Origin of the sequence: Streptomyces sp. NBC_00667 (assembly GCF_036226825.1) — a bacterium.
In the GTDB taxonomy this organism is placed as follows: Bacteria; Actinomycetota; Actinomycetes; order Streptomycetales; family Streptomycetaceae; genus Streptomyces.
The window spans coordinates 349,091-361,888 of the sequence record NZ_CP109023.1; the positions used below are offsets into that span (position 1 = coordinate 349,091).

Below are 12,798 nucleotides of genomic sequence, written 5' to 3' on the forward strand. Positions count from 1 at the left end.
ACACCGATGAGAGGAATTGTCATGCCCGATCAGCTCACCTCCATGCAGGACACGGTCACGGCCCAGGCGGACGACGAAATCCTCGTCGCGGTGCGCGCGGTGGCCCCCGAGATCGACGAGATGATCAAAGCCGAGCCGCTGCCCGAGGGATGGCTGCGCGGCTGGGACGTCGCGGGAGTCGTGATGCGCGCGGCCCCCGAGGGATTCAGCCCCAAGCCGGGCGACCGGGTCGTGGCCGTGGCCACGAGCACCGAGTGGTCGTCCTGCATGGCGCTGCCCACCGAGTACGCCACCGTCCTGCCCGACCACGTGAGCTTCGAGCAGGCGGCGGCGCTGCGCGTGGCGGTCCTGACGGCACTGCGCCTCGTACGCAGCGCGGGCACCGTCCGCGGCCGGGCCGTCATGGTGACCGGCGCCGGGGCCGGCATCGGACGGCTCCTGGTGGAACTGCTGGCGGCGCTGGGAGCCGACGTCACGGCGCTGGTGGCCGACGCCGGGCAGGCCGCCGAGGCAGCGGAACTCGGAGCCGCGTGGGCGACGGCGGACCCGGCCGAGGTCACCGGCGCCTTCGACATCGTCTACGAGGCGGCGGAGGCGGGGCCGGCGGCCGCCGGGGCCGGTCTGACGGCCGACGGGGGGACGGTCTACCTCTACGAGAGCTTCGCCGCGCGGCCCGTGGACATCGGCTTCTTCCGGTTCTTCGGCGGCCCCGAGCAGGCCGGCCTGCGTCATTTCGTCTTCCGCACGGCGACTCCGGAGGACCGGGGCCTCGCCCAGCTGCTGGACCTGATGACCACCGGCGAGCTGTCGCTCGGCCCGGCGGCCGTCGCGCAGCCGACCGCGGTCTGATCACACGCCATGGGGGGTGCGGCCGTCCGGCCGCACCCCCCATGGCGTTTTCGCGTTCCGGTGTCAGCGGGCGGCGGCCGCCGCCGGGCCGAGCCACCAGGTCAGTTCGGTGTGCAGACGGTCCAGGTCGCCGCTGTGGCCGTGGGCGGCTATGTGCCCGTCGGGCCTCACGAGGTAGTAGCCCTGCTGCCCGCAGCCCGTCGAGGTGCGGGCGGAACCCGCCGACAGGTCGACGGTGCGCACCTGGGGCCATCCCGCGGCGAGCGCGCGGGTCTGGGTGCGCCAGGCCGCCGCGTCGCCCGCGCAGGTCACCACCAGGGACCACCCGGCCGGAAGTTCGCCCGGTCCCGCGATCCGGTGCGGCAGGGCCAGCTCCCGGGGGAAGACCGCGCCGACGACCAGGCCGCCGGGCAGCTTCGAGCGCAGCCGGCACGGCCCGCGCCCCGAGGGCACCTGGGTGGCGCGCGTGGCGGGGTAGGCCAGCCGGCGCCCCGCCATGACCGGCGCGTAGAGCCCGAACAGCCCGCTGCGCTCGGCCAGGCGGAAGGCGATGTCCCGGGCGGCGACCGCGGCGGGCTTCTGCACCATCCACCCGCGGGTCTGGATGTCGGTGTCCCGCACCACCCGGCGGGCCACGGCGGCCCGTTCGGGCCCGTAGGTGCGCAGCAGGTCGCAGGGCGCCTGGCCGTGGAGCACCGCCGCGAGCTTCCACGCCAGGTTGTGGGCGTCCTGGATGCCCGTGTTGAGGCCCTGCCCGCCCGCGGGGCTGTGGACGTGCGCCGCGTCCCCCGCGATGAAGACCCGTCCCAGCTGGAACTCGCTGGCGTGGCGGGCGTGGATGCGGAATTCGCTGACCCACACCGGCTCGGTCAGCCGCACGCCCCGCGGTCCGCGTTCGTCCACGATCTTCTGCATGCGCTCGACGCTGACCTTCTCGCCCGCGGGCAGGCTGGAGAAGAACCGGAAGACACCGCCCGGCAGGGCCACGATCACCAGCGCGCCTGCCGACGACTGGTAGTACAGGGCCTGGTCCGGCGGCAGGAAACCCTCGATGCGCGCGTCGACGAGGGCGAAGGCGCTCTCGTACGTGCTGCCGGTGAACCCGCCGCCGAGCTGGGCCCGTACCGCGCTGCCCGCACCGTCGGTGCCCACGACGAAGGGGGCCCGGGTGCGCTCGATGCGTCCGTCGCCGTGTTCGAGCACGGCGGTCACCTCGGCGGCCCCCTCGATGCGGCCGGAGAAGTCGACGCCCTCCAGGGTGAGCAGCCGCACCCCCCGCTCCACCTTGCCGCCCAGGCTCGCCAGCCGCTCGCGCAGGATGCGCTCGGTCTCGTTCTGCGGCAGGCACACGGGGCTGAGGTGCTGCGGGAAATCGAACCCGGCCAGGCGCCGGCGTTCGGAGAAGTAGCTGAACGCGTTGATCTGGATCCCGGCCCCGCGCAGCTCGCCGAGGACGCCGAGGTCCTCGAAGAGGTCGATGCTGCGCGGCCACACCAGCAGCGCCTTCGGGAAGGGCGAGGGCTCCGGCGCGCGGTCGATGACGCGCACCCGTACGCCCCTGCGCAGCAGTTCGCAGGCCGCCGTCATCCCGCTCGGCCCCGCCCCCACGACGAGCACGTCGTAGGGCTCGGGCGCCCCGTCCGTCCGCGCCTGTTCCAAGGTGCCCGGCATATCCGTCCCGCCTCTCATTGACGACAACCATCAAATCTCTTATGTTTCTTCGAAACCTTACATCCCCGCTCGGGGCCTGGCGAGAGGAACGGGCCATCGAAGGCGAGCAGCCCCCCGACGCCACCCGAGACGCGCCCCCACGTACCGGGAGCGCCTGGCAAGCCCCCCGTCAGCCCAGGCGCTCCCTCCTCCCCCCCCCCCGGCACCCCCTCCGCACCCGAACACCCATCGACCGAAAGCAGGATGAAGATGCGATACCGCTACCTGGGCGACACCGGACTGTCCGTCTCGGAGCTGTGCTTCGGCGCCATGACCTTCGGCGGCGGGGCCTCGTTCCTGGGCGCCGCCGACCGCAACTGGTCGGAATTCGGAACCGTCCAGGACGGGAACGTCGAGCAGATGATGAGCCAGGCCCTCGACGCCGGCATCAACTTCTTCGACACCGCCGACGTCTACAAGAACGGCATGGGCGAGGAGTTCTTCGGCCGCACGCTCGCCAAGGTCCGCGACCGCGTCATCATCGGCACCAAGGGCCGCTGGCGCATCACGGACGACCCCAACGACATCGGTGCGACGCGCCACCACCTCTACGCGGCCGTCGAGGACAGCCTCAGGCGCCTGAACACCGACTACATCGACCTGTACCACATCCACGGCTTCGACCCGCGCACCTCGCTCGACGAGACGCTGCGCGTGCTCGACGACCTGATCCGCTCGGGCAAGGTCCGCTACATCGGCGTCTCCAACTTCGCCGGCTGGCAGCTCATGAAGGCCCTGGCGGTCTCCGACCGCCGCAACCTCAGCCGCTTCGTCTGCTACCAGGGCTACTACAACATCGCCGCCCGAGACCTGGAACGGGAGATCGTGCCGCTCGCCGTCGACCAGAACGTGGGCATCACCGCCTGGTCGCCGCTGGCCGGCGGGTTCCTGACGGGCAAGTACCGCCGCGGCGAGGGCCGCCCCGAGGGCAGCCGCCTGTCCCAGCGCACCCCCGCCGAGTCGGCGCCGCTGACCGACGAGAACCAGGCCTACGACATCGTCGACACCATGGCGCAGGTCGCCGAGGAGCGCGGCGCCACCGTCGCGCAGGTCGCCATCAACTGGGTCCTGGCCAAGCCCGGCATCACCTCGGCCGTCATCGGCGCGACCAAGCCGCACCAGCTCGCCGACAACCTCCAGGCGATGGAGTGGACGCTGAGCGAGGACGAACTCGCCCGCCTCGACAAGGTCAGCGAGACCGCCGCGCCCTACCCGTACTGGCACATCGGCACCGTCGGCGCCGACCGCAAGCTGCCGGGCGACGTCTACCCGGCCTGATCACCACCACCTGGCGCGCTGCGCGGGCGACAACTGCGCAGCCGTGGAGGGACGACCCGTCGTGTCGTCCCTCCACCCGCTGTGCCCCGCGCCCGCGTCGGTCCGTGCACCGACAGTGAGCAGGAACCCTCACCGCGAACAGAAAGCCAGGCCACCATGACCACTGCCACCGAGGTCGCCACCGAGGCGCTCCCGGAACTCGACTACGCCCGCACCGTCGACCGCCTCCTCGTCCACCGGGACGCCCTGGGAGAGGTGTTCCTGACGGACCTCCAGCCCATCGGCGACACGAGATACGCGGCGGCCGCACAGCTGCCCCGCTCGCACGCCTACTACGGCGACCACCTGCTCCGCCCGGGGCACCACGACCCCCTGCTGATACTCGAAGCGTGCCGCCAGGCCACCCTCGCCGGCGCCCACCGCTTCTTCGGGGTCCCGGCCGACAACAAGTTCATCCTCACCCACCTGAGCCTGCGCCTGGAACGCCCCGAGCTGGTGTTCGTAGGCACCTCTCCGTTCCGCCTCGCCATGCACGTGCGCATCGGCAAGCGCATGGAACGCGAGGGCCGGGTCACCGGACTGGACTACGAGATCAGCCTGTCCGTCGGCGGCGCCGTGTTCGGCAGCGCTTCCGTCGGACTGCGGTTCAAGGATCCGAACGGCTACCTCACGCTGCGCCTGAACAACCGCGACGGAATGGCCCTGCCGTCCTCCGCCTCGTACCCCGCCGTCACCCCCGGCGCACCCATCGCCCCGCACCTGGTGGGCCGGTCCAACCCCGACAACGTCGTCCTGCTGGACGGCGTCGTCATCGGCGAGAGCGCGCAGGCGCTGCTGCGCATCCCGGCCCGGCACGCCAGCCTCTTCGACCACCCGCAGGACCACCTGCCCGGCATGGTGATCGCCGAAGGGGCCCGGCAGCTCGCCCTGCTCGCCGCGCTCGAAGTCTGCGGGCTCTCCGCCTCCAAGGCCCTGCTCACCGCGCTCGACGTGCGCTTCACCCGCTTCGGCGAGCTGGAGGACGACACGGTGCTGAGCGCCGCCGTGGGCACCTCCGGCCACCGCCCCGCCGAGGCACCCGTCGACTACACCCTCGGCGGCGTCCTGGCCGCCGTCGACGAGGACGAGGACGAGCGGCGCCCCGAGGACCTGCGGGTCGCGGTCGAGGCGACGCAGAAGGGCGAGGTGCTGTGCACCTTCGCCTTCACGCTCACGCGCATCCCGGCATGACCCGCGCTACGCCGACGAAGGGGCCACGATGACCAGCACCACACGGACCGCGGCGTTCTCCGACGTGGACGAGACGCTGATCCGCGTCAAGAGCATGTTCCGCTTCCTCGAGTTCTACCTGCGCGGGCGCGGCGAGCCGCCGGCCACCTTCGAACGGCTGACGGGTGAACTGCGGCAGGCCGCGCTGCGGGGCGCCGCGCGCGCCGACGTCAACCGCCGCTACTACCGCCTGCTGCGCGGCGAGAGCGCCAGACGGCTGGCGGACGAGGGGCAGCGGTGGTTCGCCCATGAATGGCAGGAACTCGCCGAGGGCCTGTACGTACCCGAGGTCGAAGAAGCCCTCGCCGTCCACCGCAAGGCCGGACGGGACCTGGTCCTCGTATCCGGGTCCTTCTTCGCCCCGCTCGACCCGATCGCGGCGGACGTCGGCGCTTCGGCCGTCCTCGCCACCCGGCCCGTGATCCGTCGCGGCGAGCTCACCGGAGAGGTGCTGGCCCCGATGATCGGCGAGACCAAGGGGCGCGCCGTCCGCCTCACCGCGCCGCTCGCCGGGCTGGACCTGGCGGGCAGCTGGGCCTACGGCGACCACGAAAGCGACCTGCCGATGCTGGCGGCGGTCGGCCACCCCGTCGCCGTCGGCGACGACCCGCAGCTCGCGGCGCACGCGGCCGCGCCGGGATGGGGCCGTCTGCTGCCCGGACCGGCGCGGCGATGACAACGGCCGGGCCCCTCGGCCGGGCCCGGCGCCACCAGCGGGCCGCACCCGGCGGTCCGTCCGCAACAGGGGGAGGGACCCAATGACCCGCATCGGAATCGTGTCCACCGGCTCGTACCTGCCCGACACCGTCGTCGGCAACGAGGAGATAGCGCGCGGAGCGGGGGTGAGCGACGAGTGGATCGTCCGCAAGACCGGCATCCGCGAAAGGCGCCGCGCCGACGACCGCGACGCCACCTCCGACCTCGCGGCCCGCGCCGCCCTCGCGGCGCTGGAGCAGGCGGGGGTGCGGCCGCAGGACGTCGCGTACATCGTGCTCGCGACCTCCACGCCCGACCACCCGCAGCCCGCCACCGCGAGCATCGTGCAGCACCTCATCGGTGCGGTGAACGCGGCCGCCTTCGACATCAACGCCGTGTGCAGCGGTTTCGTCTACGCCACGACGGTGGCGGAGCGGCTGCTGCGCGCCGCGCAGGACGGCCGCTACGCCCTGGTCATCGGCGCGGACATCTACTCGCGGATCCTGGACTACTCGGACTGCAAGACCGCGATCCTCTTCGGGGACGGCGCGGGCGCGGTACTGCTCGGCGCGGTGCCCGAGGCGAGGGGCATCACCGAGACCAGTCTGCTCAGCCGCGGCGACCAGTACCGCCTGATCAGCGTTCCGGCTGGCGGCAGCCGCATGCCGGCGAACGACCGCACACTGCGGGAGGGGGCCCACTACTTCCGCATGGACGGCCGCGGGGTGCGCTCGTTCGTGCAGGACAACCTGCCGTCGGCGCTGCACGAACTGCTGGAGCGGGCCGGTGTGGAGCGTGAGCTGGTGCGGCACTTCGTACCGCACCAGGCCAACGGCGTCATGCTCGGCGAGGTGTGGCCGGAGCTGGGCCTGCCCCGGGCGACCATGCACCTCGCGCTGGAGGAGTACGGCAACACCGGCTCCGCTTCCGTGCCCATCACGCTCGACGTGGCGCACCGGCGGGGCGAGTTCGCCGACGGGGAGACCGTACTGATGGCGGGCTTCGGCGGTGGGATGACGGTGGGCGCCGTGCTGGCCCGGTGGGCGCCCACCGCCTTCGCGCGGCCCCGGGAGCAGGAACTGACGGCGGTGGTCTGAGCGGTGAGCGCGTACTCCACCGCGGCGGCTTCCGTCGCGCACGACCCCGAGCTCCTGAGGCTGATCGAGCAGTACGTCGCCCGGCGCAGGCGCGAGCGTCTGCGCCAGGCCGTCGAACACTCCCTCGCCGAGCGGCTGCTGGGCGAAGCCCTGCCGTACCCGCGGGACCGTCGCCATCACCACGGCTATCAACTGTCGAGCAGCTAAGCGGTGGCGAATAGCCATAAGATGTCTTATGCTCTGCTGAAGTCATCCGACCATGCGCAATCACGCAACTCTCACGCAGGAGGAGAACTGTGTCCGACCACAGTTCAAGCGGCCGCCCCAGCACCATGGCGATCACCGTGGGCCTGTTCTTACTGGCACTGAACTTACGGCCCGCGCTCGGCGCCGTATCCCCCGTCCTGGGCGACATCCAGCAGTCCTTGAACCTGTCCGATTCGGCAGTCAGCCTGCTCACCACCCTTCCCGTGGTGTGCCTGGGCGTCTTCGCCGCCGTCTCGCCCGCCCTCTCCCGCCGGCTGGGCACCCCCGTCGCGCTGGTGCTGGGCTTCGTGCTCCTCATCGCCGGCATCCTGATCCGGCTCGAAACCGCAGCCTGGGCCATGTTCCTGGGCACCGCCCTCGCGGGAGCCGGTCTCGCCATCGGCAACGTCCTCATGCCGGCGGTCATCAAGAGCGCCTTCCCGAACCGGGTCCGGCTCTACACCGGCATCGCCACCGCCGCGCTCAGCGCCGGCGCCGCGCTGTCCGCGGGCATCGCCGTACCCCTGCGCGACAGCGTCGGGGGCTGGAGCAACTCCCTGGCCCTGTGGGCCCTGCCCGCGGCCGTCGGCCTGCTCGTCTGGCTGCCCCTGTCCAAGCGGTCCTCCCGGCCCGCGCCCGCCGCGGCCGCCGCCGGCGGCGACAAGGGATCGCTGCTCGGCGACGCCATGGCCTGGCAGGTCACCGGCTACCTCGCCCTGCGCGCCCTGGCCTACTTCACCGCCCTGGGCTGGCTCCCCACCGTCCTGGTCGACTTCGGCTACAGCAACTCCTCGGCCGGCGCCATGCTCTCCCTGGCCATGCTCATCAGCGTGCCCGGCGCCCTGGTCGCCCCGGTGCTGGTCGGGCGCAACGGAACCGCCCCCATCGTGACCGTCATCGCGGTCGCCGGCGCCGTGAGCCTGCTCGGCCTGCTGTTCCTCCCGGGCGTTGCCGTCCTGTGGGTCGCCATCCTCGGCCTGACGCTGGGCGCCGGGCACGCGATGGCCCTGACCTTCATCGGTCTGCGGGCCGAGAACCCGCAGACCGCCGCACAGCTGTCCGGCATGGTGCAGACCATCGGCTACCTGGTCGGCGGCATCGCGGGCCCGCTGCTGCTCGGCCTCCTGCACGGCGCGACCGACAACTGGACCGTCTCGCTGACCCTGCTCGCCGTCTTCACCCTCCCCGAGCTCGTGTTCGGCCTGTGCTCCAGCCGCAACCGCTTCGTGCGGGCGCGCCGGACCGCGCGGCAGCCGGCCGCCGCCGTCCCCGCCCCGGACCCCGCGCTCGTCGACTGACCGCTCCCCGGCGGCCACCCCCCACCCTCACCCCACCCCACCCCCCGGCGCCTCGCCTCGCCGCCCCTGCGGCGAGGCGGCCACAGGCGTGCCCCGAAACCCACCACCAGGAGATCCCGTGTACCACGTCGCCGTCGCCTTCGACGTCCAGCCCGAGCACCACGAGGAGTTCATCGCGGCCAGCCACGCCGACGCCCGCGACTCGGCCGTGGACGAACCGTTCACCCAGCGCTTCGAACTCGTCGTCGACGAGAACGACCCCAACCGCTTCTACCTCGACGAGGTCTACGACGACGCGGCCTCCTTCGACAAGCACATGGCCGGCCCCCACTTCGCCCGCTTCTTCGAGCGGATCGGCCACATCGCCGAGGGCCCCACCTGGCTCATCCGCGGCACCCGCGTCATCGACCCGACCAGCGCCTGAGCCCCCCGGCCGGACACGACCGGCCCCGCCGACCACGAAGGAGGACTCCATGTGCAGTCCCGACGTCATGAAACTCGTCCACGGACAGGAGGGCCACCAGTGCGGCGGCCCCGTGGCCGCGGACGCGGAGGCCGGCACGACCGCCACGGCCCAAGGCACCCCGAGCCCCCGGCGCGCACCGGCCCCGCTGATCCGCGGCAGCCGGGTCAGCGACCTCACGCACACCTTCGGCAACGACTTTCCCGTACTGGAACCGATCGTCCTCAAGCCGAACATCGACCACTTCGCCCACATCGCGGACGAAGGGTTCAACGCCAACAAGCTCGAGATCGACGAGCACACCGGCACCCACGTGGACGGACCCGCGCACCTCGTGGACGGGCCCATCTACACCGACGAGATCCCCGTCGACCGCTTGATCGCACCGCTGTGCGTCATCCGCATCGGCGAACGCGTCGCCAAGGACCACGATGCCACCCTGACCGCCGACGACATCCTGGCGTACGAGAGCCGCTACGGCCGGATCCCCGACGGCGCCCTCGTCGTCATGGACTCGGGCTGGTGCGACCGCATCCACACACCGGGGGCCTACATCAACCGGGACGCCGACGGCGTTCCGCACTTCCCGGGTCTGGGTTTCGACGCGGCCGAACTCCTCGTGCGCGAGCGGTCGATCGTCGCCGCCGGCACCGACACGCCGAGCCTCGACGCCTCGAAGAACCTGCAGATCGAAGACCCCGGCGCACACCGCATCGTCCTCGGCGACATGCGCTACGGCGTCGAGAACATCGCCCACCTCGACACCGTGCCCGACTTCGGGGCCACCGTGCTCGTCGGCCTCATCAAGCACCGCAAGGGCTTCGCCGGCCCCTGCCGGGTGTTCGGCATCTACTGACCGGACCACACAGCGGGCGGGCGCGCCACACGGCGCGCCCGCCCCTGCGCCATGCCACAGGAACAGGAACAGGAACAGGAAGGACCCCCATGACGAAGCCGGACCGCCGGTACGCCCTGATCACCGGTGCCAACAAGGGCCTGGGCCGGGAAACCGCACGCCAGCTGGGGCAGATGGGCATGACCGTGCTGGTCGGCGCCCGTGACGCGGCCCGCGGCCGGGCAACGGCCGACGAACTGCGCAGCGGCGGCATCGACGCGCGCCCCGTGCACCTCGACGTCACCGACGAAGCCACCGTCCGGGCGGCCGCCACCGCCGTCGAGGAGGACTTCGGACGGCTGGACGTCCTGGTCAACAACGCCGGGATCGTCGAGGACGACGTCGATCCCAGCGCCACCACGGCAAGCCTCGCCCGCGACGTCTACGCGACGAACGTCTTCGGCGTCATCGCCACCACCCACGCCATGCTGCCGCTGCTGCGCAGGTCGCCCGCGGGCCGCGTGGTCAACCTCTCCAGCCGCCTCGGCTCGCTGGCCAAGGCCGCGGACCTGTCGTCACCGCACCGGCAGCTGCTCGCCTACAACTCCTCCAAGGCGGCGCTCAACTCACTCACCCTGCACTACGCGCGTGAGTTCGCCGGCACCCCCCTCAAGATCAATTCCGCCACACCGGGGTACGTCGCCACCGACCTCAACGGCCACCAGGGCACCCGCACCGTCGAGGAAGGAGCCCGCATCGTCGTCCGCCTGGCCACCCTCGACGAGAACGGCCCCACCGGCGGCTTCTTCGACGACGAGGGCCCCGTCGCCTGGTAGCTCAAGAAGGCCGGCAGCTCCCGAAGACTGGCAGCTCCCCAAGATGCTGACGCGAAGCCCCGGCGGGGCGGGCCCGGAGCCCGCCCCGCCGGGGCTTCGCGTCGAGGCGGCTACTTCCCCTCGGCCGGCTTGTAGCCCGCCAGCGCCTTCGAGCACGTCTCCAGCCGCGCCAGGAACTCCTTGGCCGCGTCCGCCTCGAAGCAGGCGCTCAGGACGGCTTCGACCTCCCGTACGGCCTCGTCGGCGCGCCGGATCAGGGCTCCCCCGGTGCGGGTGAGGCGGCCCTCCAGGATGTGCTGGTGGATCGGGTGCGGGCGGCGCTCCACCAGGCCCCGGCCCTCCAAGGTGGCCAGCACCGACGACATCGTCTGCGGTGTGACCATGCCGCGGCGCGCGAGCGCCGCGCCGGACAGCCCCGGCTGCTGCTGCAGGGCCAGCAGCACGTTGTACTGCGGAACACTGAGCTTGAACGGCCTCAGGGCAGCATGCTTGGCGGACGTGAGCTCCTGCTCCACCCGCTTGATGTGCTCCCCGATGCGCTCTTCCATCGCCGATGACGCCATGACGTGAAGGTTACCCGCATATCTCTTACCACCGCACGACCCCTGCACATGATCTGACATCAGATGGCTCCGGGGCCGTGCGGGGCGGTGCGGGGGTGGCGCCAGGCGAAGAAGAGCCGTACGTCCTCACCCCCGTCCCCCTGCGGCGGGGGACCCATAACCACGGCCAGCAGCGCGTCACTCACCGTCGAGCGGCGCGTGTCCTGGTCGAAGTCGTACGACCACTGGTGCACGGCGTGCCGCGCCGACACCGGCACCGGGTACGCCAGCTCGATCCCCAGCCCGTGCAGCAGTTCCTGCGCGGCGGCCATGCGCACGAGCCCACCGGGGCTGTACAGGCGCTCCATCACCGCCCGCCCGACCCGCTGCTCCAGCTCGGCGGCCGGGGCGGCGGGCTGACACCCCGAGCCGCACCGGTAGGCGCCGGACCCGGCCGGCGCGTAGAGGCAGGGCTCACCGCACACCCCGCACACGACGCAGCCCTCCAGCACCGCGGCCCGCGCCCCGTACGGCGTCGCCGGCGCACTCTCGGCGTACACGTCAGCGCCTGCGCAGCGACGCGTCCGCCAGCTGCGGCGGTGTGTAGTCCGCGTCCGCGGGATTGAGGTCGGTGCCCGGAGGGACCAGCTCGTCGATCCGGTCCAGCACCGCGTCGTCCAGTTCCACATCGGCGGCGGCCAGCAGATCCGCCAGCTGGTCCGTGGTGCGCGGGCCGATGAGGGCGCTGTCGACGGCCGGATGGCTCAGGACGAAGGCCAGCGCGAGGTGCGTGAGGGACAGTCCCGCGTCCGAGGCGAGGCGCAGCAGATCCTCGACCACCTCGTACTTACGGGCATTGCCGGGCAGGCTCTGGTCGAACTTGTGCGGGATGAGATCACGCCGGAAGTCGTTGAGCTCCAGCGGCCCACCGCGACGGTACTTGCCGGTGAGCCAGCCGCTGGCCAGCGGACTCCACGTGAGGACGCCGACGCCGTACTTCTGCGCCGTCGGCAGCACCGAACGCTCCACGCCCCGCATGAAGACGGAGTACGGCGGCTGCTCGGTGTGGAACGGCACGTGCCCGCGCCGCTCGGCCGTCCAGCGGGCCTCCACCATCTGCTCCGCCGGGAAGTCCGAGCTCCCGATGGCCAGCACCTTCCCCTCCCTCACCAGGTCGGACAGGACCGAGAGCGTCTCGTCGATGTCCGTCGAGGGATCCGGCCGGTGGACCTGGTACAAGTCGATGCGGTCCGTGTCCAGGCGCCGCAGGCTCCCCTCGACGGCCTGCCGGATCCAGCGCCGCGAGTTGCCCTGCCGGTTCCCGCCCCCGCCCATCGGGAAGTGCACCTTGGTCGCGAGAACGACCTCGTCCCGCCGCCCCTTGAGGGCCTTGCCGACGATGCGCTCCGACTCGCCGGCCGAGTACATGTCCGCGGTGTCGACGAGGTTGACCCCGGCATCCAGGGCGGTACGGACCAGCCGTTCGCCGTCCTCGTGATCCCGGTTCCCCCAAGCCCCGAGCATCATCGTGCCCAGAGCGATCCGGCTGACCGTGATACCGGTACGTCCGAGAGTGGTCGTGCGCACAGCTTCCCCTTCCGTCGGTGTGACAGCCCACGCCCCACCCACGCCGGCGGCGGCAGACCATACGACATCTTATACTCACAAGAGTCCAGATG

Annotated in this window: 14 protein-coding genes; 10 read left to right on the forward strand and 4 right to left on the reverse strand. The window is 72.0% G+C overall.

The genetic code is table 11. The features are described from left to right. Positions 1–21: 21 nt before the first annotated feature. The gene (locus OHA81_RS34030; protein WP_329203209.1) at positions 22–849 is read left to right on the forward strand and encodes an alcohol dehydrogenase; all 828 of its coding nucleotides are present in this window, start codon (positions 22–24) and stop codon (positions 847–849) included. Positions 850–912: 63 nt separating this feature from the next. Here the strand turns inward: OHA81_RS34030 and OHA81_RS34035 are convergent, their stop codons facing one another. Further along, complete coding sequence (locus tag OHA81_RS34035; protein ID WP_329203211.1) at positions 913–2,520, reverse strand: FAD-dependent monooxygenase; 1,608 nt, start codon at positions 2,518–2,520, stop codon at positions 913–915. Positions 2,521–2,769: 249 nt separating this feature from the next. Here OHA81_RS34035 and OHA81_RS34040 point away from each other — a divergent pair, with 249 nt between their 5' ends. From OHA81_RS34040 to OHA81_RS34080, 9 genes are all read left to right on the forward strand, one after another. Beyond that, a complete protein-coding gene (locus OHA81_RS34040; protein WP_329203390.1) occupies positions 2,770–3,837 on the forward strand; it encodes an aldo/keto reductase in 1,068 nt (355 codons plus the stop codon). A 156-nt stretch (positions 3,838–3,993) separates the two neighbouring features. Next, on the forward strand, positions 3,994–5,067 hold the full coding sequence (locus tag OHA81_RS34045; RefSeq protein WP_329203213.1) for a ScbA/BarX family gamma-butyrolactone biosynthesis protein: 1,074 nt from the start codon (positions 3,994–3,996) through the stop codon (positions 5,065–5,067). 28 nt (positions 5,068–5,095) lie between these two features. After that, on the forward strand, positions 5,096–5,782 hold the full coding sequence (locus OHA81_RS34050) for an HAD family hydrolase (protein WP_329203216.1): 687 nt from the start codon (positions 5,096–5,098) through the stop codon (positions 5,780–5,782). An 82-nt stretch (positions 5,783–5,864) separates the two neighbouring features. Next, positions 5,865–6,899: a 3-oxoacyl-ACP synthase III family protein gene (locus tag OHA81_RS34055; protein WP_329203218.1), complete on the forward strand. Its 1,035-nt coding sequence runs from the start codon at positions 5,865–5,867 to the stop codon at positions 6,897–6,899. A 3-nt stretch (positions 6,900–6,902) separates the two neighbouring features. Further along, positions 6,903–7,106, forward strand: coding sequence for a hypothetical protein (locus tag OHA81_RS34060; protein ID WP_329203220.1), 204 nt, complete (start codon positions 6,903–6,905; stop codon positions 7,104–7,106). Between the two features lie 89 nt (positions 7,107–7,195). Beyond that, positions 7,196–8,443 carry an MFS transporter gene (locus OHA81_RS34065; protein WP_329203222.1) on the forward strand — a complete coding sequence of 416 codons (1,248 nt, stop codon included), beginning with the start codon at positions 7,196–7,198 and terminating at the stop codon, positions 8,441–8,443. A 118-nt stretch (positions 8,444–8,561) separates the two neighbouring features. Beyond that, positions 8,562–8,867: a putative quinol monooxygenase gene (locus OHA81_RS34070; protein WP_329203224.1), complete on the forward strand. Its 306-nt coding sequence runs from the start codon at positions 8,562–8,564 to the stop codon at positions 8,865–8,867. Between the two features lie 49 nt (positions 8,868–8,916). Then, entirely contained in the window at positions 8,917–9,762 is an 846-nt protein-coding gene (locus OHA81_RS34075) for a cyclase family protein (protein ID WP_329203226.1), read from the forward strand. A gap of 89 nt (positions 9,763–9,851) precedes the next feature. Continuing rightward, positions 9,852–10,577, forward strand: coding sequence for an SDR family oxidoreductase (locus OHA81_RS34080; RefSeq protein WP_329203228.1), 726 nt, complete (start codon positions 9,852–9,854; stop codon positions 10,575–10,577). A 110-nt stretch (positions 10,578–10,687) separates the two neighbouring features. Here OHA81_RS34080 and OHA81_RS34085 read toward each other — a convergent pair whose 3' ends face one another. The 3 genes from OHA81_RS34085 to OHA81_RS34095 are packed head-to-tail and all read right to left on the reverse strand — an operon-like array spanning position 10,688 to position 12,706. After that, on the reverse strand, positions 10,688–11,140 hold the full coding sequence (locus tag OHA81_RS34085; protein ID WP_329203230.1) for a MarR family winged helix-turn-helix transcriptional regulator: 453 nt from the start codon (positions 11,138–11,140) through the stop codon (positions 10,688–10,690). 59 nt (positions 11,141–11,199) lie between these two features. Further along, positions 11,200–11,679 (reverse strand): hypothetical protein, encoded by a 480-nt coding sequence (locus OHA81_RS34090; RefSeq protein ID WP_329203232.1) that lies wholly within the window; start codon positions 11,677–11,679, stop codon positions 11,200–11,202. 1 nt (position 11,680) lies between these two features. Next, positions 11,681–12,706 (reverse strand): aldo/keto reductase, encoded by a 1,026-nt coding sequence (locus tag OHA81_RS34095; RefSeq protein WP_329203234.1) that lies wholly within the window; start codon positions 12,704–12,706, stop codon positions 11,681–11,683. Positions 12,707–12,798: the final 92 nt, after the last annotated feature.